Source organism: Streptomyces cyaneofuscatus, assembly GCF_000718135.1.
In the GTDB taxonomy this organism is placed as follows: Bacteria; Actinomycetota; Actinomycetes; order Streptomycetales; family Streptomycetaceae; genus Streptomyces; species Streptomyces cyaneofuscatus.
The window spans coordinates 62,555-87,330 of sequence record NZ_JOEM01000013.1; the positions used below are offsets into that span (position 1 = coordinate 62,555).

A 24,776-nucleotide genomic window follows, 5' to 3' on the forward strand; every position below is an offset into this window, starting at 1 on the left:
GGCGAGAAATGGTCATGGCTACCACCGGAGCGGCGCTCGTCGCCGCCGCGGCCGCCGTACCGCTGCTGAGCGGCGGCGACGACACCGGAGCGACCGCCGAGGCCGCCGAGGCCGCCGCACCGGCGAAGGCCGCGGGCCAGGAACACACCGAGCGCTACCTCGGCCGCACCATACGCGTGGCCACCGCGGCGGACGGCGGCGGCGTGTACATCGACGGCCGCCCGCTCCACCTCATGAAGTTCGCCGACGACGCCTACCTCAGCTCCATGTGCCACTACGAGATGGCCCCCACCCCGCTGGACGCCGCCCGCCGCGCCGTCGAGGAGCTGCGCGGCGCCGCCCTCCAGCCCTCCACGCACGGCACCCACGTCACGCACCTCTGACACTCCGCTCTGACACCCCGGCGGCACCTCTGAAGAAGGAATCCCAGCGATGGTCCACGTACGCAAGAACCACCTGAACATGACGGCCGAGGAGAAGCGGCGCTTCATCAACGCGGTCCTGGAGATCAAGAGACGCGGCATCTACGACCGTTTCGTCAAGCTCCATATACAGGTCAACTCCACCGACTACCTCGACAAGGAGACCGGCAAGCGCCTCGGCCATGTCAACCCGGGCTTCCTGCCGTGGCACCGGCAGTACCTCCTGAAGTTCGAACAGGCCCTCCAGAAGGTCGATCCGCGCGTCACGCTGCCGTACTGGGACTGGACCACCGACCACGGCGAGAACTCGCCGCTGTGGTCCAAGGACTTCATGGGCGGCAACGGCCGGCCCGGTGACCGCCGCGTCATGACCGGACCGTTCGCGCGCCGCAACGGCTGGAAGCTGAACATCAGCGTCATCCCGGAAGGCCCGGAGGATCCGGCGCTGAACGGCAACTACACCCACGACGACCGCGACTACCTCGTACGGGACTTCGGCACGCTCACCCCCGACCTGCCGACGCCGCAGGAGTTGGAGCAGACGCTCGACCTCACGGTCTACGACTGCCCGCCGTGGAACCACACCTCCGGCGGCACACCCCCGTACGAGAGCTTCCGCAACCACCTGGAGGGCTACACCAAGTTCGCCTGGGAGCCCCGGCTCGGCAAGCTGCACGGCGCCGCGCACGTGTGGACCGGCGGCCACATGATGTACATCGGCTCGCCGAACGACCCCGTCTTCTTCCTCAACCACTGCATGATCGACCGCTGCTGGGCCCTGTGGCAGGCACGCCACCCGGACGTGCCGCACTACCTGCCGACCGTGCCGACCCAGGACGTTCCCGACATCAACACCCCGCTCGGGCCGTGGCACACCAAGACGCCGGCGGACCTGCTCGACCACACGCAGTTCTACACCTACGACCAGTAGACCGACGCGGCGGCGCCGGACAGCGGATCCCCGTTGTCCGGCGCCGCCGCGTTGTGCGCACCCCACCGCCCCCCTGGAATCAGGAGAGACACCGTGTACGTGGTACTCGCTCTGTGCTGGCTCGTCGTCTTCTTCGACGGGCTGGACGTCACGATCTACGGCGCCGTCATGCCGTACATGCTCGACGACACCGCCTTCGGGCTCGACGCCTCCGCGGCCGGGAGGATCGGCAGCTGGACCACCTTCGGCATGCTCATCGGCGCGCTGACGGCGGGCAACATCACCGACTGGATCGGCAGACGCACCGTGCTGGTCTGGTGCGTGCTGCTGTTCTCCGCCGGATCCGGGGTCTGCGCGCTGGCCGGCGATCCGCTCCAGTTCGGCGCCGGCCGCTTCCTGGCCGGTCTCGGCCTCGGCGGCCTGATGCCGATCTGCCTGACCGTCGTGGCGGAGTTCGCGCCGCCGCGCCGGATGGCGCTGGCCACCGGCGCACTCATGACCGCCTACCACGCCGGCGGCATCGCGGCGACGGGCCTCGGCCTGGTGCTCGCCCCGGACCACGGCTGGCGGTGGCCGTTCGCCGCGGGCGTGCTGCCGGCGCTCATCGCCGTACCGCTGCTCCTGCGCTTCATGCCGGAGTCGCCGGGCGTGCTGTACGCGCGCGGCCGGTTCGAGCAGGCGCGGACGACCGCCGAACGGTACGGACTTCCGGCGCCGACCGCCGCCGACGCACCGGCCGCCGGGGCCGCCGGACGACTGCGTGCCGTACGCGAACTCGTCGCACCAGGGCGGGCGTTGGCGACGCTGCTGCTGTGGGCCGCCTCCTTCTGCGGGCTGCTGCTCGTGTACGGCATCTCCACCTGGCTGCCGCAGCTGATGCGCTCCGCCGGTTACGGCCTGTCCACCTCGGTCAGCCTGCTCATGGTCATCAACGCCGGCGGCATCGTCGGCATGCTGGTCGCCGGCCGTGTGGCCGACCGGTTCGGCGCGGTCCGCGTCGCCACCTGCTGGTTCCTCCTGACGGCGGCCGGACTGGCGCTGCTCGCCACCGGACCCTCGCTCGGCCTCACGTACGCGGTCGTCGCCTTCACCGGCGTCTGGCTGTTCAGCGCCAGCACCATGGTCTACGCGGTCGCCGGCCGCTTCTACCCGGCGGCCGACCGCGCCGCGGGGATCGGCTGGGTCACCGGCGTCGGCCGGCTCGGCGCGGTCGTCAGCCCGTGGCTCGGCGGCGCGCTGGTCAGCCGGGGGCTGGAGAGCAGCGGGTTCCTGGTCTTCGCGCTCGGCGGAGTCCTCGGAGCCGTGGCCGTGGTCCTGGTGCCGGCCGTCGCGGCGGCCCGCACACGCACCGGCCCCGGACGCGCCGCCGATGAGAAGGAGCTGGGCGGCGCGGCCGGGGCCGAGGAGGAGGGGGGTTCGCGGGACTCGCGGGACTCGCGGGACTCCCGCGACTCGGAGGCGGAGCCTACTTCTCCAGGCAGAACTCATTGATCGGGTAGCCGACGTGGCGGTCCTCGACGGGCAGGTAGCCGAGGACCGTGTCGCCCGGCTTCAGCTCGGTGCTGTTGAGGACCGTGCCACCGGGGCCGAGGACCCGGACGTGCCAGTCGTCCTGGAGGATCAGGTTGACGCGCCGGCCGTCCGGGGCCTCGGCGTCGATGGAGATCAGCGGACGCGTCTCGATCTTCACGCGGCCCACCGTCACCAGCCGCGTGTTGCCCTTGATGTCCACGGCGGTGAGCTTGCTGCCGGTCTTCAGCTCGCTGAGGTAGTTGGTGCGCTCGTCCTTGCCGAGCGTGTACGAGTGGATGGCACCGGCGTTGACGCGGAACGGCCGGGTCGGCATGTACGGCAGCGGGTGCGTCTCGCTGACGCAGAGGATCATGCCCTTGGAGTGCGAGCCGACCAGGATGCCCTCGTCCTCGCCGAAGTGGGTGGTGGTGTCCACGCAGGCCCGCTCACCCATGCCGATGTGACTGGTCTCCACGACGCGCAGCTCGGTGAGGTTGAGGTTGGGGATGCCGGCCTGGGCGATCCGCTTGAGCTCGGCGGCGTCGCCGACGGTCCGCGGGGCCATCATCACGCCGTCCGAACCGTGCTCCAGCACGCCGAAGAGGATCTCCGCCTCCTCAAGATCCTGCGCGATGGTCACCATCGAACCGGTGGCGCGCGCGGCGGCGGCGATCACGATCTCCAGCGGGATCTTGGTCGGGTCGCGGAACAGCAGGACGGACCACTTCTCGGTACGCGAGGACTCGCAGGCGTCCTCCAGCGTCGGCGCGTCGATGATCTCCACGAACCGGCCGAACTCGATCTCCGGGTGCTTGATGGCCAGTTCGGCCGGGGTCACCCCGTGCTTGGCGGGGTCGACGATGACGACGGTGGCCTCGCCGAACTCCTCCGGGATCTGCTTGCCGGACACCAGCAGGACCTTGGTCACGGTCGGCGGCAGGTCCGCGAGGTGGGCGGGATCGTCGGCGACCAGGGCCTCGACCTTGTGGTGCAGGGCCTCCTGGACGATGGCGGCACGGGCCTCACCGACGGAACGGATGTCGAGCCAGGTCAGTTTCGAAGACGAAGACATGCGAAGAACTCCTCAGAAGCGATGGACTGACTGGATGGAACAGGGGAGTTGAGATCGTTCGGCGGGACGGATCAGGCGGCGCCGGCCGTCGCGCCGGCGCGCGCCGTTGACGCGGACCTGTTGCCGCTGTGGCCGCTGTTGTGGATGAGGTCGGAGAGCTTGTCCGCCATCGCCCCGGGATCGTTGGCCTGGAAGACGTTGCGGCCCATGGCGACACCGGCCGCGCCGCCGCGCAGCGCCTCGTCGACATAGGCGAGGATCCGGCCCTCGTCGCTGTCGCGCGGTCCGCCGACCACGACGACCGGAACCGGCGAGGACGCCGTGATCTCGGCCATCGCCTCGACCGATCCGACGTACAGCGTCTTGACCAGGTCGGCGCCGAGGTCGACGGCCACCTGGACGGCATGGGCGACGAGCGCCGGATCGCGCGGATTGTCGATCTTGGGGCCGCGCGGGTACATCATCGCCAGCAGCGGTACGTTCCAGCGGTCGCAGGCCTCCGCGACCGCCGCCATGTCCGCGATCTGGTGACGCTCCTGGTCGGAGCCGAGATTGACGTGGACGCTCACCGCGTCCGCGCCCATCCGCAGGCTCTCCTCGACGCTCGACACCAGGTACTTGGCGTTGGGGTCGGGGGCGTGGACCGTGCTGGCGCTCAGGTGCACGATCAGCGAGGTCCGGGTGAACCACTCAGGGTCCACGTGCCGCAGCGACCCCTTGTGCAGCACGATCCCGTCGACGTGGTGCGAGGCCAGCTGGCCGACGAGCGTGTCCAGGTGGTGCGCGCGGGTCAGCGGGCCGTCGGTGATCGAGTGGTCGAGCGGGACGATGAACAGCCGCTCGGGGTCGTGGTGGTGGAGCCGTTGGAGTCGCAGACTCCTGGCGAAGGGGGCGTTCGGGGCCATCGGTGCTCCTGTCTGGTGTCGGCGGGGCGGGGCCTCGGGCCGGGATCAAGACCGGGGTCGAGGCCGGAGTCGGGGCCGGGATCAGGGCCGAGGGGAGAGGCTTGCGGGCATCGCGCCGGCCTCGGCGCCGAGGCCGAACTCGCTGTGCAGCAGGCCGACCGCGCGGACCGCGTCGGAGCTCGGCACGGTCACCGAGACGCGCAGCTGGGACGCGGACAGCGACCGGGCGCTGATGCCGGAGCCGACGAGCGAGGCCAGCATCCGGGAGGCGTACTCGGGCCGGCTGAGCAGGCCTTGGCCGACGATCGAGACCTTGGCGACCTGGTCCTCGACCTCCACCCCGTGCCGGCGCGGCGCCATGAGGTCGCTGAAGGACCTGCTGACGTCCGCCGCGTGCGAACGGTGGACCGTGAGGCCGAGCGAGAAGCCGCCGCCGGGCGCGGAGGCGACCGTGGTCATGTCGGCCGGGATGGACTCCTCGGCCAGGAAGCGGAAGACGGCGGGGGAGGGGTCCGGTGTGTCGTGGGTGCGGAGCGTGATGCGGGCGATGTCGGTGTCGTGGACGACGGCCATCACCGCGGTCCTGTCCTCGAGCATGTCGTTTCCGTCTCGTCGGTGGAGTCGATGGATACGGGTGCCGGTCCGCGTGGCCGTGGAGCGGCCCACGAGAATGTCGACGTCGTAGAGGGCGGCGAGCTCGACGGCCCGCGAGTGCATGACCCGCGCTCCGGCGAAGGCCATCTCGGTCATCACGTCGATGTCGATGTCGGGCATGAGCCGTGCGTCGGGGACGACGCGCGGGTCGGCGGTGTAGACGCCGCGCACGTCGCTGTAGATCTCGCAGTGGCCGGCACGGAGTTCGGCCGCCACCGCGACGGCCGTGGTGTCCGAGCCGCCACGGCCGAGCGTGATGATGTCGCCGTCGGCGGTGACGCCCTGGAACCCGGCGATCACCACGACCTGGCCCGCGTCCAGGAGGGTGCGCAACTGCTCCGTGTCGATGGCGACGATGACTCCGGCGCCGTGCGGCCCGGTGGCGAGAATGCCGCTCCGCGAGCCGGACAGCGCGGTCGCGGCCAGGCCGCTGTGCTGGAGCGCCATCGCCATCAGCGCCGCGGAGGCGGTCTCGCCGGTGGCGAGCAACTGGTCGAGTTCGTGGCCCGCCGGGTGCGGATTGACCGCGCCGGCCCGGCCGATCAGTTCGTCGGTGGTGTCGCCCTGTGCCGAGACCACGACGACCACACGCCGGCCGGAGCGTGCGAGTGCGCCGACCCGGTCGGCGACCTGACGTACCTGGGACACGGTGGCGAGCGAACTTCCGCCGTACTTCTGGACCACCACGTCGCTCGTGGGACCGCTGCCTTGCGTACTCACGCGCTGCTTCCCCCCGCCTCGTCGAGCCCGGCTTCCCGAGCACTGCGATGAGCTTCCAGGAGCGGGATATCGACGCCGTGTCTCCGTCGCACCGCCGGGCTATTGCGCGTGTATCGGGACAGTGCGGGCGGCCGGAGGGCGGGGCCGGGGGCGGCTCGGCGGCCCAAAAGCGACCTGCGGGACGTCCGTCGACATACCCGTACGTACTCAGGTCGCCCCCTCTACCGCCCGTTCCCGTTCGATTACAGTGCTTGCGCGGTCGCCCGCAGAGGGCCGCGCCGGCGAGGACGTGGTGACGGGGAGGGGGCGGGGTGAGCACAGGGACCACGGCGGTCTGGGGACGGGCCGAGCAGCAGGACTTTCGCAGCCGGGTGCGCGGGGCGCTGCTCGGCGGGGCCGTCGGGGACGCGCTCGGGGCCGGGGTCAGCGGGCTCACGCTGGAGGAGATCCGGGAGGCGCACGGGGCCGAGGGGGTCACCGACTACGTTCCCGCGCACGGCAGACGCGGGGCCGTCACCGCCCTCACTCAGCTCACCCTCTTCACCGTGGACGGGCTGATCCGCGCCCAGGTCCGCCGGGACACCGGCGCCTGGCACCCGCCCACCGATGTGCACCGGGCCCACCTGCGCTGGGCCGCGACCCAGCACGACTGGGGGCCCGACGAGCGGCGCAAGGACAACGGGTGGCTGGCCGCCGAGGAGTGGCTCTACGCCCGCCGCGGGCCCACCCGGGAGTGCCTGGGCGGCTTCGGCGACACCGTCATGGGGACGCTGGAGCGGCCCAAGAACCCCACCGCCCGGGACGCGGGCGCGCTGACCCGGTCCGCGCCGTTCGGGCTGCTCGTGGGGTGGGAGCCGCAGCTCGTGCTCCAGCTGGCCGTCGAGTGCGCGGCCCACACCCACGGGCATCCCGCCGCCCAGCTGGCCGCCGGGGCCTTCGCCGTACTCGTGCACGCTCTGGCGCGCGGGGAGAGCCTGGACGGCTCCGTGCAGCATGCGATGGCGCTGCTCGGTGAGCGCCCTGGCCATGAGCCGGTGACCGAGGCCCTTCAGCAGGCCCTCGGGTCCGTACGGCAGGGCATCCCCGGTCCCGCCCTCATCGAGGCGCTGGGCGCGACCGACGCCGCCGAGGAGGTGCTCGCCGTCGCCGTGTACTGCGCCCTGGTCGGTGAGGACGTACGGCACGGGCTGCGGCTGGCCGTGAACCACGGCGGGCCGTCCCGCGCCACGGGGTCCGTCTGCGGGGCGCTGCTCGGTGTGCTGCACGGCGAGACCGCGCTGCCGCCGGCCTGGCTCGCCGAGCTGGAGGGACGCCCCACGCTCCTCGAACTGGCCGACGACTTCGCGATGGAGATGACCCAGGGCCCGGCCCTGCACAGCCCGACCGCCGCCGCCCCGGGGTGGCTGGCCCGCTACCCGCGCGGCTGAGATCCGCTGCCGTCCGCTCAGCGCATCAGCTCTCCGGCGTTGACCAGGAGGGACTGGCCGGTGATCGCCCGCGCCCGGTCGGAGGCCAGGAAGGCGACGGCCTCCGCCACATCCCCGTCCGTGGCCAGCTCCGGCAGGGCCATCCGCTCGGTGAGCCGGGCCAGCACCTCGGACTCCGGTACGCCTTCGGTGCGCGCGGTGAACTGGACGTACGCCTGCACCGGCGGGCCCCACATCCACCCCGGCAGCACGGTGTTGACCCGGATCCGGTGCGGCCCCAACTCCCGTGCCAGGGAGTACATCGCCGAGGTGAGCGCCCCCTTGGACGCCGCGTACGCCGCCTGCCACACCTGGGAGGGTGCGGCCACGGCGGACTGCGTACCGATCACCACCACCGAGCCGCCGCGCTCCTTGAGGGCGGGCAGGCAGGCCCGGGTCATCCGCAGCGTACCGAGCAGGTTCACATCGAGGACCGACTGCCAGGTGGCGAAGTCCGCGTCCTGGAGGCCGCCGAAGTAGCTGTCCCAGGCGGCCACATGGACCACCGCGTCGATCCCGCCGAACCGCTCGACCGCCAGGGCGGCCAGTGCCTCGCACTGTGACTCGTCGGTGATGTCGGTCGGCAGGTGGGCGGTGTGCCGGCCGTCCGGGTCGATCTCCGCCGCGACCTTGGCCAGATGCGCCGCCGTACGCGCCCCGAGCACCGCGCGCCCTCCGTCCCGTACGACGGTCTCGGCGACCCGGTGCCCGAGCCCCGCGCCGACGCCCGACACGATGACGGTCTTTCCCGTGAGCAGCATCCCGGCGCCTCCCGGCCCTGGAAGTTTTTCTGACGGAGCGTCAGAGTAGGTGCCCGCAGGGGGTCGATGGAAGGGGAAGGGGTGCGGGACATGGCGGACGAGGGTGAGGGGACGCGGGGCGCGGGCTATGCCGGGCTGGCGGCGGTGGGGCCGTACGGGGTGCGCCCGGGGCACGCGCTGATCACGATGGTCGAGCCGCATCCGGGCCATGAGTACGCGTACAACCGCTGGTACGAGGACGACCACTACTACGCCGGGGCGACGGCCATGCCGTGGATGTTCGCCGGGCGGCGCTGGGTGGCGACCAAGGACCTCCAGGAGTTGCGCTACCCGGAGGAGTCGGCGGTCGCCCGGCCGGTGGGAACGGGGTGCTATCTGTCGACGTACTGGGTGACCGAGGGCCGCTACGACGAGCACATGAAGTGGACCGTCGCCATCAACAAGCGGCTCAACCGGGACGGCCGGGTCTACCAGGACCGGACCCACGTCTTCACGGCCTTCCAGGACCACGAGGCCACGGTCTACCGCGACGGTGCCGCCGGGCCCCGGGACTTCCACGCGCTCGACCACCCGTACGCGGGACTCGTCCTCCAGGTCGTGGACGCGGAAGGCCCCGAGCAGCGGGCCGAGTTGCTGGAGTGGCTGAGGTCGCGGCATCTGCCGAAGCGGCTGAGCGGGTCGCCGGCGGCCATGGTGACCGTCTTCCGGCCGACGCCCCTGCCGGGTGACCGGATGACCTACGTGAAGCAGGTCGAGGGGGTGGACACCCGGCTGACGCTGCTGTGGTTCCTCCAGGAGGACCCGCGTACCTGCTGGGGGGCGCACTTCACGGGGCTGGACGCGGCGGTCGCGGAAGCGGGGCTGGGGCGGGTCGAGCTGGTCGCGCCGTTCATCCCGACCGTGCCGGGGACCGATCGGTACGTCGACCGGTTGAGGTGACGGCCGTCGGGTGGGGTGGCGTGGGGGCATGGGGCGGGGGCGCGTGCCGAGCCCCCTCGGCCAGGACGGCGAACCGGTCGAGAGGGCTCCATCAGGTGATGCAAGGTGTGCAGGTGTGCAGGTGGTGCAGGTGGTGCAGGTGGTGCGGCCTGCTCGGCGGTCAGGCGCCGGCCGGGCCCGTGGCGACATCGCGCACGAACGCGTTCCACGCACCGGGGACGAAGGTGAGCGAGGGGCCCTCGGGGGCCTTCGAGTCACGCACGGCGATGGACAGAGCGACCGGGGACTTGACCTCGACGCACGCGCCGTTGCCCCCGGAGTACGACGACTTCGTCCACATGTCCGTAGCACCCTGAAGAATTGCCATGTTCACTCCGGTTCAGAGAGTTGGGTGAGTCGCACCAACCTGATTCCGGTTGGCGTGATCGACGCTACTCGCCAAGCCCCGTCCATGAGATGGCCGTTCACTCGACCGGGTGTCATTTAGCCAAGAACTCTTACGCCGTGAGTCGGCGGCGGTGTAAGGTGCCGCCGCCGCTCACTCGGCGCTCTGAGGAGTGTCCTGATTCAGCTGGTGTAGGACTTGGCGATCTTGCTGATGAACTCCCGCGTCTGCTCCACGTTCAGCGCCTGCGCCCGCAGGTGTTCGTACATCACGCTGTAGCGCTGCACGTCGTTCGCCTTCTCCAGATAGAGATCGCTCGTGACGCCCTCGATGTAGACGACGCTGGAGTCCGCCGCGTCCGGGAACTCCAGGATCGCGTACTGCCCGTTGATCCCGGGGTGCGCCCCCATGTCGAACGGAAGCACCTGCACGGTCACATGCGGCAGGTGCGACTGCTCGACGAGGTGCTCCAACTGGTCGATCATCACCTGGTTGTCACCGACCCGCCGGCGCAGCGCCGACTCGTCGATCACGGCCCACAGCCGCAGCGGGTTCTCCGGCGCGTTGACCCGGTCCTGGCGCCGGGACCGTACGTTGACGCGCTTCTCGATGTCCGACGGCGGTGCCTCGGGGAGCGCGCCGCTGATCAGCGCCTCGGCGTACGCCCGGGTCTGGAGCAGGCCCGGAACCATCTGGGGCTCGTACACCCGCAGGGACTCCGCGTCCGTCTCCAGACCGATGTAGACGCTGTACGGGATGTCGCCGAAGGCGTGCCACCAGCCCTGCTGGCGCGAGTCCTTGGCCATCTGCATGAGCGAGTCGACGATGCGGACGTCCTCGACCTCGTACACCCCGCAGAGGTCGCGCACGTCGCGCTGGCTGATGGAGCGGCGGCCGTTCTCCAGGCGGCTGATCTTCGACTGCGAGACCAGCAGGCGCTCCGCCACCTCCTCGGCCGTCATGCCTTTGAGTTCGCGCAGGCGGCGCAGTTCCTGGCCCAACCTGCGTCGCCTGACTGTGGGATTGACGTTGGACGGCACGGAAAGTGCACCTCCGGCTATGTAGCTGTGCGTATCTACTGCTCAGCAGATTGCCACCCCTTGCCCCGGCCGCGCTGGGAAACGGCCACACGCAGGTGCGTGCGGTATAGGCCCCCGACCGCGCACCGGAGCGCGCACCGGCGCGTGAGACGGCGTGTGCTACGGCGCGCAAGCGCACGGGGCAGCCGGTCGAAACCGGCTGCCCCGTGCGTGGTGCGGCTCCCGAACCGGGTCCTGTGACGACGGCACGGCGGTGTGCGATTGTCCGCGCGGTCCTCTGCGCGGGTCCTGCTGAGGTGCTCAGGTGCTCCGGATCAGCTCGCGGCGGTGTGCGCCATGCTGTCCCGGCGTGCCTGTGCTTGCGGCTGCAACGGAACGCCCGCTGCCTGCTGCGTACGGCGTGGCTGGACCGCCACGCCGTTCTGGACGTCCATCACGGCATGCGCCACGAGACCGCCCATGGGGTCGTGCCTGATCAGGTCCCGGAGCCGGGAGCGCGATGAACGCCCCTCGTTCCCGGGGTACAGGTGCTTGCCGAGTCCGACCGCGTGGGCCAGTGCGGCGAGCGCCGCGGTCCGCGGGTCCGGCGGTACGCCGGTGCGGATCGCACTGTCCAGCCGGGCCCTGATGTCCCGGCTGATGGCTGTCTCCGTCGCCTGGTAGCGAGTCGTCGGCAGCACTCCGCACATCTGGCCCGCCACGGCATGAACCATGCCGCACCGCTCCAGATGAGCGAGATAGATCTGGCGCAGCCCCAGCCGGGGTCCGCCGATCCAGTGGACCGCCCGGACCGGGCTGCCACGACGGCGCAGCAGCTCCAGTGCGGAGTCCAGTGTCGGATCTCCTGTCGGCCGTGGCATCACCACGGCGATACGATCCCCGTCAGGGGCTATCCGTCCTGCCAGAGCCAGCTCCACTAGCTGTGCCCCGGCCAGGCCGAGGTCGAGCGACTGCGGCTGCGCTGTGGTACCCGTGGTCGGGTCCAGAGCGAGCAACAGAAGCTCCTCCGGGATTGTTCTGCGGCTCCTGCCCATCCATGCCTCCCCGCGTGGATGTCTGACAGGGTGACCCCTCTCACATTCATCTGTCGAGAGCGCCTGGCTGCTTTGTATGGGAACCGGTAGGTATGTCGTTCTCGTCTAGCAGCTCGGCCAGGGGTTCACACAGGACACTGGTAGATGGTTCGGACAGCGCGGGGATTGCCCCGCGGCGCATGAGGAGGCATCGGTGGCGGGCGAGTCCCCCGACAAAACGGAGCAGCGGAAGTCGTCGGGGACGGCTGCGGAGGAACGTGATCCGCGCTTCGCGGTGTTCCGCGAACCCGGTGCGGACGTGGCTGAGGATGCGGCTGCCGACGAGGCGACGACGGACGGGGTGACGACGGACACCGCTACGGCTGTTTTCCGTCCCCGTCTCCCGGAGGACGAGGTCGGGCGCGCGCCGGAGGGGTCCGCTTCCGGCCCCGAGGAGCCCGCTTCCGGCGAGGAGAGGCCCGCGAAGGCTCCTGAGGGCGCTGTAACGCCCCAGAAGCCCGCAGGGGACTCCAAGGAGGCCTCCGAGGGCGCCGAGGCCCCCGAGGACTCTGACGCGGCCGCGGAGGCCCCTGAGGGCGACACGGACGACACGTCCGACGCCGGTGTGGGTGAGCCGGAGCCCGGTGACGTACGGCTGCGCGCGGCGGTGGCCGCGTGGGTCGATGCGGCGGCCGAGGGCGAGACGGACGACAAGGCGGACGACTCCGCGGACTCCGCGAAGGGCGAGGTGGAGGCGAAGGGCGAGCCGGTCGCGGATGCCGACGTCGAGCCTGCTGCTGACTCCGACTCCGCCCCCGAGGCCGAAGCCGAGACCGAGCTCAAGTCTGCTGAGAAGCCCGAGCCCGAGCCCGCTGAGGAGCCGGAGGCCGAGGCAAGGACCGCGACCGCGGCTGAAGCCGAGAAGGCGGAATCTGCGGCCGACGCCGACGCCGACGCCGACGCCGACGCCGACGCCGACGCCGACGCCGACGCCGACGCCGACGCCGAGCCCGAGGCCGACTCCACGTCCGAGGACGATGGCGAGGGCCCCGCTCCTGACGCCGACGCCGCCACCGGCTCCGACCTGCGAGGAATCGATCAGCCCACGGCCGTCTTCAAGGCGGTCGCACCCCCCAAGCGGGTCGACCAGCCGACCACCGCGCTGAAGCTCTCGCCGCAGGAGCGCGAGGAGCTGAAGGCCGCGGGCGACAAGGCTCGTGAGCCCGAGAGCGCCGTCGAGCGCACGAGCACCTTCGTGCCCCTGCGCTCCGACGACGTACGGCCCGCCCCCGCGCCCCGCGCGCCGGAACCCGAGACGCCGACGGGCAAGCCGGACGCCGGCCCGGCGACTCCCACCCCGGCCTCGACCCCCAGCCCCACCCCCACCCCGGCCTCGGCCACTCCGTCCGCCGCCCCCGCCCCGGCCGCCCCCTCATGGGCGGCGGCCGAGCGGACCCGGCAGCAGCCGCTTCCGCCCAAGCCGCCGCTCGACCTGCTCGCCGAGCTGACGAACACCCCGCCGCCGGCCGAGACCCCGGTCCGTACGGCGGTGCGGCGGGTCAAGATCTGGACCCCGCTGGTCCTCCTCCTGCTGATCGTCTTTGCGATCGTGCAGGTGATGCGCCCGCTGCCGGAGCCGGTCCTGGAGCTCACGGCGAAGCCGACGTACACCTTCGAGGGCGGCGAGACGAAGCTGCCCTGGCCGGGCCAGGGGCAGTCCGCCGTGATGGTGGACGGCGTCGGGTCGCTCGGCTCCGAAGGGGCGCAGAAGCCGGCGCCCATCGCGAGCGTCGCGAAGGTCATGACCGCCTACGTGATCCTCCAGGAGCACTCCCTCAAGGGTGACGAGGAGGGCGAGACGATCACCGTCGACCAGAAGGCGGAGGACGAGTCCAAGCGCCCCGACGAGTCGACGGCACCCCTGACCAAGGGCCAGCAGCTCACCCAGCGGCAGATGCTCCAACTGCTGATGATCCCCTCGGGGAACAACGCGGCGCGGCTGCTCGCCCGCTGGGACGCGGGGAGCGAGGACAAGTTCATCGACAAGATGAACGACGCGGCCAAGGACCTCGGGATGACCAACTCGACGTACACGGACCCGAGCGGCCTGGAGAAGACCACCGTCTCCACCGCGAACGACCAGCTGAAGCTGGCCCAGGCGGTCATGAAGAACGACGTGTTCCGGAAGATCGTGGACATGCCCGAGGTCGAGATCAAGGGCATAGACGGCAAGATCTACAACAACAACAATCTGCTCCTGCAGCCCGGTGTGAGCGGCATCAAGACCGGTTCCTCCACCCCGGCGGGCGGCAACCTGCTCTGGTCCGCGAACACCGTGGTCGACGGCAAGGTGCTCTGGATCTACGGAGCGGTCATGGGCCAGCAGGCCGGTACGGGCCGGGTCTACGACAGCCTGGAGCTGTCCCTGCAGAACAGCCTGAAGCTGATCAAGGACGCGCAGGAGGCCCCCACCACCGCCACGGTCGTGAAGAAGGGTGACGTGGTCGGATATGTGGACAACGGTTTCGGCGCACAGACCCCGGTCATAGCGACGAAGAACCTCAAGGCGGTCGGCTGGCCCGGACTGAAGGTCGAGCTGAAGGTCACCGACAACGGCAAGGGCATCGCGCACTCCGCGAAGGCCGGCAGCGAGGTCGGCATGGTCACCGTGGGCACGGGCACCGGAAAGGTCACGGCGCCGGTGGTGCTCCAGGGCGACCTCACCGAGCCCGCATTCGGCGACAAGCTGACCAGGATCGGCTGAGCACACAGCGGTACGGGGCAGGCACGGGGCGGGGTGAGCGGCGTCGCTCACCCCGCCCCGATGTCAGGAGAATGTGTCGGAGGTACGTGTTAGCGTCCCCGGACAACTGAAGGGCGCCGGGACGCGTCCTGAAAGGCGTACGGGGCCGCCGGAGGACGGGGAGAGCCGTAGTGACCACCGCGGAGCCGAGACCCGGCCGCGAGGCGGACAGCAGCACCGGAAAGATCGCGGACGGCGACAGCGCCGCCCCGCGCGTCCTGCTGCCCTCACCCCGTACGCCGGAGCCTTCCGCTCCCGAGCCGGACGCCGCCCCTGAGCCGTCCGTCACCCCGGCCCGGCGGCTGCTGCGCCACCCCGTCACCATCGCCACGGCGGCCGCGGCCGTCACCCACGTCCTGTGGTTCCTCTTCTTCGCCAACAGCGGCGGCGACATCGCGGCGCAGGACGCCTGGGCCGAGTTCGTGGGCCGGCACCCGGGCACCGCGTACAACCTCGCCTGGTACGGGGGCATGCACCCCGTCTCGTACAGCGTGGTCTCGCCGTATCTGATGTCGGTGCTCGGCGTCCGCTCCACGATGATGATCGTGGGGACGGTCTCGGCGGCGCTGACCGCGCTGATCCTCGTCCGGGTCCGGGCCGTGCGCAATCCGCTGGCCTGCTCGCTCGCCGGGGTCTTCGCCTACCTGTGCAACGCGCTGTCGGGGCGGGTGACGTTCGGGCTCGGCATGATGTTCGCCGTCGGTGCCGTCGCCGCCGTCTTCTGCTGGCCCCACCGCTGGCGGTACAAGCGGTGGGCCAAGGCTGCCGTCGCCGCCCCGCTCGCCGGTCTCGCGACCGCCTCCAGCCCGGTCGCCGGGCTCTTCCTCGGGGTCGTCGCGGCCGCGCTCTTCCTCCACAAGCGGCGCCCCGGCGCGTACGCGATCGGGCTCGCCCCCGTCGCCGTGGTGGCGCTGTCCTCCCTCCTCTTCCCGTTCTCCGGTACGCAGCCGATGTCGCTGGGGACGGTGTCGCTGCCGTTCCTCTTCGCGGCCCTCGTCTTCGTCCTCGTACCGCGCGACTGGTCCACGGTCCGCACGGCCGCCGCCGTCTACGGGTTCGGCACGGTGCTCACCTACTTCGTCGACTCGCAGATCGGGTCGAACGTGACCCGTATGGCGATGCTGTTCGCCGGGATCGTGCTGCTCGCCGCCCTGCCGTACACGGTGCCGCGCAGCCGCCGCTGGTACGCGCTGGTGCTGGCGTTCGCCGGGCTCAACTTCTGGATCGGCTTCAAGGGCGTCGACGACATCGTCCGCACCACCCCCGACGCCTCCTGGGCCCGTTCGCTGGCCCCCCTGGTCAACCAGCTCCAGCAGGTCGGGGCGGAGAGGGGCCGGGTCGAGGTGGTCCCCGCGAGCAGCCACCGGGAGGCCTCGGCGCTGGCCACGTACAACCTGGCCCGCGGCTGGAACCGGCAGGCCGACATGAAGCGCAACCCGCTCTTCTACGACGACACCCTGGACGCGGTCAACTACCGGCAGTGGCTGGACCGCTGGGCCGTCCACTACGTGGTGCTGCCCACCGGCAGGCCGGACGGCGGGGCGGAGCGGGAGACGGAGCTCGTGGGGAAGGGGCTGTCCTACCTCCGCGAGATATGGAGCGACGAGAACTGGAAGCTCTACCGGGTCCTGGAGCCGACCCCGCTCGCCGATCCGCCCGCGACGGTGGAGAAGGCGGGGGCGAACGAGCTGACGATCCGGGTCGAGTCGGCGGGCCGGGTGCTCATCCGGATCCCGCACTCGCGCTGGCTCGCGGTCGTCGACGAGCAGGGCAAGGCGGTGGAGCGGCCGCAGGAGACCGAGGAGTCCAAGCTGCGGACGCAGGAGGACGAGACGGCCCCCAAGACCTTCGACAACCTCCACGGCTGCCTGAACAAGATCGTGGACGAGGGTCCGTACGGCGACGAGTGGACCGAGCTGCTCGCGCCGAAGCCGGGGGTGTACCGGCTGGCGGCTCCGTACCAGTTGCAGCCGGGGACGCCGTGCCCGGAGGAGCTCAGCTGAGCCGAACCGGGCTCTTCTGCAAGGACGTTGCGGAAATGACGGCTGTACGGACCCGCTGAGCCGGTTTCAAACCGATCGCTGTACGGGCCATCGTTCATGGGCCCTCCCTCTGGGGCCGCCGCCCTGGCAAGGTGTCCTGTCATGAGGTGCCAACACTGCGGTGGTCAACGCGGCGCGCTGCCGGGGATGGTCTGCCCCGGCTGCGGATCGGCCCGTTCCCGGATGGCGGCCGGCGAGAGCTCCTGGGTCGCACAGGAGACCCTGACGGGCCGCGTCTCGACCCTGCCCCGACGACGTAAAGCCTTGCTGGCGGCGGGAGTCGTGGTGGCCGCCGGGGGGCTGGCGACGGTGGCCGCGCTGCTCCTGTCGGGCGGCGGGAGCGTGGGCGGCGGCACGAGCCGTACGGACGCGGCGGGCCGGGCGGGCGCCCTGCCGGGCCCGCCGGACCGGATCGGGGGCGGGGCTCCGACCCGTATCGGCCCGGGGGAGGACGCCCCCGCCGTGCCCGCGCCCGAGGAGCCGTCCGCGGAGGCACCGGAAGCGCCGGAGGATCCGGACTCTCCTGGCTCCCCGGACTCTCCGGGCTCCCCGGATTCCACGGACTCCCCGGACGAGGGCGGCCGCCGCTTCACGCAGTGGGCGGGCCCGGGCTGCACCGCGGGGGAGTACCGGGAGTACGGCCGCTTCGAGCGGGGCGAGGCGGGCTGGTACGCGGTCGCCACGGGCGGCTTCACCGGCGGCGGCTGCGACGGCCGGTTCAGCGCCGTCCCGATGTCGGGCAGCCCCACCGAGGACCGCGGTTCCACCGCCACCTGGTCCTGGCACCTGGGCGAGGGCTTCCGCAGTTGCACGCTGACGGTGTTCGTGCCGGAGGGGCGCGCCCGCGACGTGGCGGGCGACCCGACCGTCTACCGGGTGCTCTCCGACCCGGCCGACGCGCACTCCGCGTACACCGGGTTCGCGGTGCGCCAGACGCAGCACCGGGGGAGCGCGGTCGAGGTGGGCAACTACCCGGTCAAGGGCGACGCCTTCGCGGTGCTGCTCATCGACCGGGGCCGGGACTGGGGCGCGTCGGACCGGGTGGGCGCGCATCACGCGGCGGCGCAGATGCGGGTGGTCTGCCGCTGAGGGGCGCGGGTCGCCCGTACCGGGCGCAGGTCAGGGGGCGTCCTCGTACGGTCCGCCCCGGAAGTACAGCGCCCCGGAGGACCGCGCACGGTCACCGCGCTCATGCGCGGCGTCGGAGCGGTCGGCGGGCTCGGACCGCCCGGCCAGCCCGCGCAGTCTCTCCAGGCCGGTCAGGATCTCCGACCGGTTGCGGGACGCCTTCATCCACCGGGGCAGCCGGGGGACCATCGCCAAGGTGGAGCCGCTGCCTCCTCGTTCGCGCAGCGTGGCGCGGATGTAGGCCGACAGGTGGTCGACGTGCTCCTCGTTGTAGGCCCACAGAACGCGGCCGGTGCATCGGGTCTGCAACCACAGGGGCCGATGGAAGAACGGATCCTCCGTACCGCCCGGCCTGGCCCCGACGAGCCCGGTCCCCCGCATCCCCGCCTGCCACTTCGCGACGGCGCCGCACCGTCCGCAGGCCGGCCGGCGCGGCTGGAACAACAGCTCGCTGAAGTAACGGATTTCGGGGAGCCCGGGACGGGGAACGACCTGCGCGCGTCCCCCGCACCGGGGGCAGACCACCAGCACGAGCCCGGAGAACTGGGCCAGCCAGCGCCCCGCGTCGACGTGCCGGACCGGGGAGGTGGCCGGAGCCCGGCCCGGTACGGGTGGCGGGTCTGCGGTCGGGTCGGCGTTCATGCACGACACTCTCGCAGGCCGGGAGTGGTGGGCCGCCGACGGGGCACAGGACCGGAATGACCTTGTGCAGCCGCGGAACCGCCTGGTTCACTCACCCGATGCCCCTCGGCTCCACGCCCCTCGCCCCCGTGCCTTTCGACCCCGCGACGCCTCTCGACTCCGCGACCCTCGTACGCACGTTGATCGCCGCCCAGTTCCCGCACTGGGCGGACCTGCCGGTGGAGGCGGTCGACGCGAGCGGCACGGCGAACGCGGTCCACCGCCTGGGCGACGACAAGGTGGTACGGCTGCCGCGTACGGAGAGCAGCGCGGCGGACGTGGCGACGGAGCACCTCTGGCTGCCCCGGCTGGCCGCGCAGCTGCCCGTACCGGTCCCGGCGCCGCTGGCCCAGGGAGCCCCGGCCGAGGGCTTCCCCTGGGCCTGGTCGGTGTGCACGTGGCTGGAGGGGACGAACCCGTCGCCCGGTGACGGCACATGGGCGCCGGAGCTGTTCGCCGCGGACCTGGCGGAGTTCGTCCTCGCGCTGCGCCGCATCGACCCCACGGACGGCCCGCAGGCCTACCGGAGCGAACCCCTGGCGTCCCGGGACGAGAAGACGCGCAAGGTGATCGCGGGGCTTGACGGCGTCCTCGACGCCGGGGCCGCCACCGCCGCCTGGGACAAGGCGCTGACCGCCCCGGCCTTCACGGGCGCGCCCGTGTGGGTGCACGGGGACCTCCAGCCGGGCAACGTCCTGGTCGCGGACGGCCGTCTCACGGGAGTGATCGACTTCGCCTGCATGGGCCTGGCCGACCCCGCCGTCGACCTGATCGCCGCCTGGTACCTGCTGCCGGCGGGGGCCAGGGAGGCGTTCCGTACGGCGGTCGGGGCCGACGACGCGAGCTGGGAGCGGGGGCGTGGCTGGGCGCTGTCCATCGCGGTGATGGAGCTCGCGGCCTACCGGGAGTCGAACCCGGTGATGGCGCGGAACGCGTGGTGGGTGATCGGGGAGCTCCTGGCCGGGTGACCGGTCAGGGGGTGGGCCGAGGAGGAGCTGGCCCCCCTGCGAAGTGGGGTGCCAGCCGTAGTGAGTGCGAACGCCCGCGCTTCTAGCGTCTGTTGCATGAGATACACAGAGAAGATCAGGATCCCCCGCAGCCCGGCGGCCCGCAGCGCCGCAGCCGCAGGCCTCGCACTCGCCGTGGGCCTCACCGCGACACCGGCCCTGGCGACACCCGCGACGAGAACAGCCGGTACGGAGGCACACGGCGGCCTCGACCGTTACTACGACCAACGCCTGTCCTGGGGCACGTGTGTGGAGTCCCCCGACGACACGACGGGCAGGGACCTGGACGCGGCGGGCGTGCAGTGCGCCGACGTCACCGTCCCGCTGGACTACACGGCCCCCCGGGGCCGCACGATCACCGTCGCGGTGTCCCGGCTCAAGGCCACCGACACCCGCCACCGCATAGGCGCGATCCTCCTCAACAACGGCGGCCCCGGCGGCACGGCGGTGGAGTCCCCACCGGTCATACGCACGGCGATGAAGAAGGTCGGCGCCCGCTACGACATCGTCGGCTTCGACCCGCGCTTCGTCGGCCGCAGCACCCCGCTGGACTGCGGCTGGCCCGTCAGCTTCCCCTGGTTCTCGGCCGGGGCGGGCCGGGCGGGCTTCGACCGCCATGTGGCCCTGAGCAAGAGCCTGGCCGCCAAGTGCCGCGCCACCAACGCCTCGGTCCTCCCGCACGTCACCACACGCAACACCGCCCGCGACATGGACGTGATCCGGGGCGCACTGGGCGAGCGGAAGATCTCCTACCTGGGCTACTCGTACGGTACGTACCTGGGCACGGTCTACACGCAGATGTTCCCCGGACGCTACGACCGGGTGGTCCTGGACGGAGCGATCGACCCGCACGCTTACGGCCCGCGGCTGCTGAAGGACGCGGTACGGGAGAACGAGCAGGCACTCTCCGCCTGGGCCGCCTGGGCGGCCGGCCGCCACACGACGTACGGCCTGGGCCGCACCCGTACCGCCGTGCTGGCCACCATCGACCGCGTGATGGCGCAGGCGGCGCGCGGCCCCCTGACGGTCGGCACGGCGCCGGACACCTTCCGGGTCGACGACACCCACATACCGACGCTCCTCTTCATGGGCGTGGCCGACGACACGGACGCGTCGCGGGCGTTCCTGGCCGAACAGGTCTCCGTACTGTCCAAGGCGACAAAGAACCAACAGTCCGCACTCTCCCCGGAGTTCACGGAGCAACTCCGCTTCGCGCTGACCGGCGAGGGCTCGGCTTCCGGCAGCGCCCAGATGGCGATCATCTGCGGTGACGTCCCGGCCCCACGCAACCCCGAGCTCTACTGGCGCGACATCCAGCGCGCCCGCGCCGCCCACCCCCTGTTCGGCCCGCTCACCGAGAACATCGGCCCGTGCGCGTTCTGGAACACCCCGAGGGAGAACCCCACCGGGATCCGCCACGACACCCCGGCCCTGATCGTCGCCGCCACCGGCGACCCCCGCACCACCTACCGGGGCAGCGTCGCCCTCCACGACCAGCTCCCCAGCTCCCGCCTCCTCACCCTCAAGGGCGCCAACCGGCACGCGCTGTACGGGGAGTACGGGAACGCGTGCGTGGACACCAAGGTCAACCGGTACCTGGAGACGGGCAGGCTGCCCGGGAAGGACGAGGTCTGCGTGAAGTAGGGGACCTGCTCCCCTTCGATGCGATACAGGCAGGCAGGACCCCTGGCCGCCGGTACCGGCCTGCCGGGCCCGCGCGTCCAGGGCGTGTTACGAAACTTCTTTGAATTCTCAGCCGCGCCGCCCGCTCAGCCCACCTCGTCCGAGCTGCGAAAACGCCCCGGGCAGGTCGAAATATCCACCAGGAGGGGCCGAAGGAATCGGGTACGTTCTGGTCGTGGTCACGGCACACCTGTGCCTGGCCGCACAAGCCCCGCTCCCTGCGGGGAATTTGCTGCCTGCACTGACCGATGGCCCCCGTCGCGAAACGTCGCGACGGGGGCCATCGTCATGTCCGGGCCCGAAAGGAGACGAGAGCACGGTGACCGAGGCCGTACTGATCGCGCTGGCTGCGCTGATCGCCTTGACGGTGGTTTGCCTGATCGGTCTGTTGGTCCACGGGCGCATCGCCGGGCAGGCGATGCGTCGGGCCCGTACCGAAGACCTGCCGCAGATGTTGGAGGCCAGCGGTCACACGCTGGTCAACCTGTTCAGCTCGCTACGATTCAGGACTCGCCGAATGCTGCCGCGTGCCGACACCGTGCGACGCGACACCGGCCGCTCCGCCGGCTTCGACACGTTGCCCGGTAGCGAACGGCCGACGGCGGAGGAGTCAGAGCGTTGAGGCGCAAAGGGTACGGGCCGGACCTGGACCGGGTTGGCCGGAACATCGGCGACGACATCCTCGGCCGCGCGTTGCGCAAGGTTCTCGAACCGCCTCACCGGCGCCTCCTCCTGGACTACCTGCACGGAGCCCCGCCTGAGCAGATGGCAGCCCAGCTCGGCATTTCCCTCGACAGCCTGCAGCGACTCGTCGGCCGGCTTCTGGCCAAACTGCGCGACTCCGAATACGGCAGCCAGCTGCACGAGGAACTGCACAGCCGTTTCGGCCCCCGTCACTCCTCCGTGGTGTGGGAGGCGGCCAAAGACGTCCCTGTCCACAGGTGCGAGCGCACCGGCTGCACGGCGCCCCCGTTCACACAGAAGCCCACCGGCCGCCCACGCCGATACTGCAGTTCGGCGTGCAGGCAGGCCGCCTATCGAGGGGTACGGCGCGCCGGCCCCCGCCCGGCATCGCGACTCGGCAGTGCGCTGGGCCGCCCGCTGGTGCGTCGCGAATATCGGCTGATGACCTATGCCGACGCTCCAGCCGAGTTCCCCGAACCCCGGCACACACCGCGTCTGCTCGACGGGTACATGGCGTATCTCGAACAACGTCTGCTTGAGTGGGGGGCACCCACTGCCTCACCTGTACGGGTACCGGTGACCTTCCAGGCCCACTCCTGGACCGCGGTCAACGAGAGGTTTTCGCTCATCAGCATGCCGGGTCTGTGGTGGACGCAGGGTACCGGCAAGTCGCAGTTCGCCTACTACGCCATCCAGGAGCTTCTCCAGGGGCAGCATCGGGTGCGTCCGATCTCGCTCTTCGAGCTCGGACGCCTCGGGGGGAACAACACCCTGAAGGCCAAGGCCTCGGACCTTTCCGCCGCCGAGCCGCTTTCCCCCGATCCTCGTCCGACCAGTCCACTGCACACTCCCATACCGTCACATATCCGGCATTTCGCAGTCGGGTGGAGCCAACGAATCCCTCAACCGCCCGCTGCTCGACTCGGGCTGTCACCCGCGACTCAGGGCGAGAGGCCCTGGAGCGGGCCGCCCCGGAAGCGCGCCACGAGATCCGGGTGTGCGGGAATGACCGCTGCCCCTGCCCGGCGAACCGCCCGCATGCGCCGCAGACGTCGTCGCTAGGGCTGCTCATGCACCGCTCATGCACCGATCACCGCTCACGCAAACGGCCCCGGACGAGAAGTCCGAGGCCGAACAGGACCCCTCCCTGAGGGAGAATTCCCAGGTCAGAGCGGTAACGCGCTGTGCCCCCGGCAGGATTCGAACCTGCGACACCCGCTTTAGGAGAGCGGTGCTCTATCCCCTGAGCTACGAAGGCCGACTGACCGCTGACAGCCTAGCGGATCGGACTCGCTGGGGGCGCCCCCATAGGCGCTGCAGCCTCCGGGTGTGTGCGAAAGGCCGTCTGACCTGGGTATTTCCGGTGGCACGGAGGCCGCTGTCAGTCCCGTGAGCGAGCAAGGTGTTCGCAAGCACACCATCAAGCCTCGACGGAGGGGTCCTCTCGTGACCGGCTCGCGTTCCGATTCCCTGCTGCCGACCGAATTCCTCCTCACGGCGATGGCCGGCTGCGGCCCGGACGACCCCGCCGTGAGGCTGACCGTGCGGCAGGCACGATCGGTCACGTCTCGGACCGACCGCTCCGCTCTCAGCGAAGCCCTGCTGTCCGGCCCGCTGGCCGAGGAGGCCCCGATGTGGCTCCTGGAAGCGGCCGTAGCGGCGGATCTGGAAGGTGAGGAGGAAGCGCACCACTTCGGCCGTCGGTCGGCCGTGGCCGCACGTGCGCTGGGGCACCCTTCATGTACGCCGGATCTGCGTGACCGGACCCTGAGGCGGTGCACCCCTCAGCAGTTGGCCCGGCTCGGAGGTCCGGGTGCCGAGGAGCGGTTGGCCACGGCCGTTGCCGAAGTGGTGCGCGCGCTCGGCGCCCCGCCGCCCATGTCCCCCCAGCTTCTGGAGGAAGAGGCTCCGGCGCAGACCATGCTCCGGCAAGGCCCCCTGCACGACGTCGTGTTCGAGGCGGCTCGCGACATGCTTCCGACGGCTCCCGATCCTGGTGACCCGGAGGGCGAGGACATCGACGACTGGCTGGACAGGAACCGTAGAGGGCACGAGGCATGGCAGACCATGTGGCGTCAGATACTCGAACGGCACCCCGACCGGCACAGGAACTTCGTGGAATGGGCGGACGGCACCGATGCCGAACGGGCCATCCACGACCAGTTGCTCGGCAGCCTGCCCTGGGCTGTAGATCCTCGATACCGTCCAGCGCATCCTCGCGGACCCGCCACCGGCCTCCGGCACGGACCGCCGCCGCACCGCGCTCGGCGCGCCGGACGAGGTGACCGTGCGTGTGTTGGCCGGTACCTCGGTGGAGACGCTGGGGGAGTACCTGGATCGGCACGTCGGCAACGACTCCCTCGTGGAGAAGCCCTCCTCGCCTCCGCGGCGGGCGCCTACCGGTCCGGCGAGGACTTCGAGGACGTGCTGCGCCGCCACAGCGCCCCCGATGAGGTGCTCCTCCGCCTTACTGTCGCCCTTCGCCGCTATCTGGGCGGCGGGCCGACCTGGCGCGAGTCCTGGACCCGTCTGATCCTGGCCAGGGAGGACACCGGCCCGAGTCTCGTACGTGCCCTGCCCGCCTGGTCGGCGCTGCGAGCCCGGGGTGGTGGGTACCGGAACGCCCATGCGGTGGTGGTCTCGGTGGTGCGCGAATCGCTCGGATCCGACCAGGACGCGTGGGACCGGTTCGCGAGCTGCCCGGCCACGAACTCCGGACCGGCCGCCTGGCTTCGCCTGGGCGATCTCCTGGACGCGGCCGCCAAAGGGATGCCGTGGCCGAAGCCCCCGGCCGGCCGCTGAAGCGTCGAGGTGCCGCGCTCGCGGCCGTTCCGATGGAGCCGGCCCCGGACGGTCTCACCTCGGTCCGCCGCACGTTGCACCCGCGTTCCCGTCTTCGCCGCCGCTGACCTCGACGGCCACGTGATC

The 24,776-nt window shown here is 71.3% G+C and carries 20 protein-coding genes and 1 tRNA gene; 12 read left to right on the forward strand and 9 right to left on the reverse strand.

Translation table 11 applies throughout. From position 1 onward, the window contains the following. The first annotated feature begins 14 nt into the window (after positions 1-14). From IF17_RS0121485 to IF17_RS0121495, 3 genes are all read left to right on the forward strand, one after another. Entirely contained in the window at positions 15-383 is a 369-nt protein-coding gene (locus IF17_RS0121485) for a tyrosinase cofactor (protein ID WP_237667082.1), read from the forward strand. Positions 384-432: 49 nt separating this feature from the next. Then, positions 433-1,353 carry a grixazone synthase gene (gene griF, locus IF17_RS0121490; RefSeq protein ID WP_030568355.1) on the forward strand — a complete coding sequence of 307 codons (921 nt, stop codon included), beginning with the start codon at positions 433-435 and terminating at the stop codon, positions 1,351-1,353. A gap of 93 nt (positions 1,354-1,446) precedes the next feature. Beyond that, a complete protein-coding gene (locus IF17_RS0121495) occupies positions 1,447-2,844 on the forward strand; it encodes an MFS transporter (RefSeq protein WP_030568358.1) in 1,398 nt (465 codons plus the stop codon). Here IF17_RS0121495 and griH read toward each other — a convergent pair. From griH to IF17_RS0121510, 3 genes are all read right to left on the reverse strand, one after another. Further along, a complete protein-coding gene (griH, locus tag IF17_RS0121500; RefSeq protein ID WP_030568360.1) occupies positions 2,819-3,937 on the reverse strand; it encodes a 3-amino-4-hydroxybenzoic acid synthase in 1,119 nt (372 codons plus the stop codon). The genes IF17_RS0121495 and griH overlap by 26 nt on opposite strands. 71 nt (positions 3,938-4,008) lie before the next feature. Further along, entirely contained in the window at positions 4,009-4,842 is an 834-nt protein-coding gene (gene griI, locus IF17_RS0121505; RefSeq protein ID WP_030568362.1) for a 2-amino-4,5-dihydroxy-6-oxo-7-(phosphonooxy)heptanoate synthase, read from the reverse strand. 81 nt (positions 4,843-4,923) lie between these two features. Beyond that, positions 4,924-6,216: an aspartate kinase gene (locus tag IF17_RS0121510; RefSeq protein ID WP_030568364.1), complete on the reverse strand. Its 1,293-nt coding sequence runs from the start codon at positions 6,214-6,216 to the stop codon at positions 4,924-4,926. 311 nt (positions 6,217-6,527) lie between these two features. On the opposite strand from IF17_RS0121510, the gene IF17_RS0121515 reads away from it, so the two are divergent. After that, complete coding sequence (locus tag IF17_RS0121515) at positions 6,528-7,643, forward strand: ADP-ribosylglycohydrolase family protein (RefSeq protein ID WP_030568366.1); 1,116 nt, start codon at positions 6,528-6,530, stop codon at positions 7,641-7,643. Between the two features lie 17 nt (positions 7,644-7,660). Here IF17_RS0121515 and IF17_RS0121520 read toward each other — a convergent pair whose 3' ends face one another. After that, positions 7,661-8,443, reverse strand: coding sequence for an SDR family oxidoreductase (locus IF17_RS0121520; RefSeq protein ID WP_030568368.1), 783 nt, complete (start codon positions 8,441-8,443; stop codon positions 7,661-7,663). A 90-nt stretch (positions 8,444-8,533) separates the two neighbouring features. Between IF17_RS0121520 and IF17_RS0121525 the strand changes: the two genes are divergently transcribed. Next, on the forward strand, positions 8,534-9,382 hold the full coding sequence (locus tag IF17_RS0121525; protein WP_030568370.1) for a hypothetical protein: 849 nt from the start codon (positions 8,534-8,536) through the stop codon (positions 9,380-9,382). 160 nt (positions 9,383-9,542) lie between these two features. Here IF17_RS0121525 and IF17_RS0121530 read toward each other — a convergent pair whose 3' ends face one another. From IF17_RS0121530 to IF17_RS0121540, 3 genes are all read right to left on the reverse strand, one after another. Further along, positions 9,543-9,749 carry a DUF397 domain-containing protein gene (locus IF17_RS0121530; protein ID WP_030568372.1) on the reverse strand — a complete coding sequence of 69 codons (207 nt, stop codon included), beginning with the start codon at positions 9,747-9,749 and terminating at the stop codon, positions 9,543-9,545. Between the two features lie 200 nt (positions 9,750-9,949). After that, positions 9,950-10,807 carry a helix-turn-helix domain-containing protein gene (locus IF17_RS0121535; protein WP_026242169.1) on the reverse strand — a complete coding sequence of 286 codons (858 nt, stop codon included), beginning with the start codon at positions 10,805-10,807 and terminating at the stop codon, positions 9,950-9,952. A 314-nt stretch (positions 10,808-11,121) separates the two neighbouring features. Beyond that, entirely contained in the window at positions 11,122-11,841 is a 720-nt protein-coding gene (locus IF17_RS0121540; RefSeq protein ID WP_015609174.1) for a GOLPH3/VPS74 family protein, read from the reverse strand. Positions 11,842-12,034: 193 nt separating this feature from the next. Between IF17_RS0121540 and IF17_RS0121545 the strand changes: the two genes are divergently transcribed. From IF17_RS0121545 to IF17_RS0121555, 3 genes are all read left to right on the forward strand, one after another. Then, positions 12,035-14,584: a serine hydrolase gene (locus IF17_RS0121545; protein ID WP_030568375.1), complete on the forward strand. Its 2,550-nt coding sequence runs from the start codon at positions 12,035-12,037 to the stop codon at positions 14,582-14,584. 170 nt (positions 14,585-14,754) lie between these two features. Next, entirely contained in the window at positions 14,755-16,626 is a 1,872-nt protein-coding gene (locus IF17_RS0121550; RefSeq protein WP_030568377.1) for an MFS transporter, read from the forward strand. Between the two features lie 222 nt (positions 16,627-16,848). Continuing rightward, positions 16,849-17,754: a hypothetical protein gene (locus tag IF17_RS0121555; protein WP_030568379.1), complete on the forward strand. Its 906-nt coding sequence runs from the start codon at positions 16,849-16,851 to the stop codon at positions 17,752-17,754. A gap of 30 nt (positions 17,755-17,784) precedes the next feature. Here IF17_RS0121555 and IF17_RS0121560 read toward each other — a convergent pair whose 3' ends face one another. Further along, positions 17,785-18,435, reverse strand: coding sequence for a hypothetical protein (locus IF17_RS0121560; RefSeq protein ID WP_030568381.1), 651 nt, complete (start codon positions 18,433-18,435; stop codon positions 17,785-17,787). A gap of 98 nt (positions 18,436-18,533) precedes the next feature. On the opposite strand from IF17_RS0121560, the gene IF17_RS0121565 reads away from it, so the two are divergent. The 3 genes from IF17_RS0121565 to IF17_RS0121575 all read left to right on the forward strand — a co-directional run bounded on the left by IF17_RS0121565 (position 18,534) and on the right by IF17_RS0121575 (position 21,786). Next, positions 18,534-19,442, forward strand: coding sequence for an aminoglycoside phosphotransferase family protein (locus tag IF17_RS0121565; protein WP_051884085.1), 909 nt, complete (start codon positions 18,534-18,536; stop codon positions 19,440-19,442). A 96-nt stretch (positions 19,443-19,538) separates the two neighbouring features. Continuing rightward, positions 19,539-21,125 (forward strand): alpha/beta hydrolase, encoded by a 1,587-nt coding sequence (locus tag IF17_RS0121570; RefSeq protein ID WP_030568385.1) that lies wholly within the window; start codon positions 19,539-19,541, stop codon positions 21,123-21,125. Between the two features lie 358 nt (positions 21,126-21,483). Beyond that, positions 21,484-21,786 carry a hypothetical protein gene (locus IF17_RS0121575; RefSeq protein ID WP_030568387.1) on the forward strand — a complete coding sequence of 101 codons (303 nt, stop codon included), beginning with the start codon at positions 21,484-21,486 and terminating at the stop codon, positions 21,784-21,786. Positions 21,787-23,033: 1,247 nt separating this feature from the next. On the opposite strand, the gene IF17_RS0121580 is transcribed toward IF17_RS0121575, so the two are convergent. After that, positions 23,034-23,106, reverse strand: a tRNA-Arg gene (locus IF17_RS0121580). A gap of 188 nt (positions 23,107-23,294) precedes the next feature. On the opposite strand from IF17_RS0121580, the gene IF17_RS0121585 reads away from it, so the two are divergent. Then, a complete protein-coding gene (locus IF17_RS0121585) occupies positions 23,295-24,650 on the forward strand; it encodes a hypothetical protein (RefSeq protein WP_030568390.1) in 1,356 nt (451 codons plus the stop codon). Positions 24,651-24,776 lie beyond the last annotated feature (126 nt).

Coding starts and splice junctions, on each gene's coding strand:
- IF17_RS0121555 (WP_030568379.1), top strand. CDS start 16,849: ATGGCGGCCGGCGAGAGCTCCTGGGTCGCACAGGAGACCCTGACGGGC.
- IF17_RS0121525 (WP_030568370.1), top strand. CDS start 8,534: ATGGCGGACGAGGGTGAGGGGACGCGGGGCGCGGGCTATGCCGGGCTG.
- IF17_RS0121485 (WP_237667082.1), top strand. CDS start 15: ATGGCTACCACCGGAGCGGCGCTCGTCGCCGCCGCGGCCGCCGTACCG.
- griF (WP_030568355.1), top strand. CDS start 433: ATGGTCCACGTACGCAAGAACCACCTGAACATGACGGCCGAGGAGAAG.
- IF17_RS0121565 (WP_051884085.1), top strand. CDS start 18,534: ATGCCCCTCGGCTCCACGCCCCTCGCCCCCGTGCCTTTCGACCCCGCG.
- griH (WP_030568360.1), bottom strand. CDS start 3,937: ATGTCTTCGTCTTCGAAACTGACCTGGCTCGACATCCGTTCCGTCGGT.
- IF17_RS0121540 (WP_015609174.1), bottom strand. CDS start 11,841: ATGGGCAGGAGCCGCAGAACAATCCCGGAGGAGCTTCTGTTGCTCGCT.
- griI (WP_030568362.1), bottom strand. CDS start 4,842: ATGGCCCCGAACGCCCCCTTCGCCAGGAGTCTGCGACTCCAACGGCTC.
- IF17_RS0121530 (WP_030568372.1), bottom strand. CDS start 9,749: ATGGCAATTCTTCAGGGTGCTACGGACATGTGGACGAAGTCGTCGTAC.
- IF17_RS0121570 (WP_030568385.1), top strand. CDS start 19,539: ATGAGATACACAGAGAAGATCAGGATCCCCCGCAGCCCGGCGGCCCGC.
- IF17_RS0121560 (WP_030568381.1), bottom strand. CDS start 18,435: ATGAACGCCGACCCGACCGCAGACCCGCCACCCGTACCGGGCCGGGCT.
- IF17_RS0121520 (WP_030568368.1), bottom strand. CDS start 8,443: ATGCTGCTCACGGGAAAGACCGTCATCGTGTCGGGCGTCGGCGCGGGG.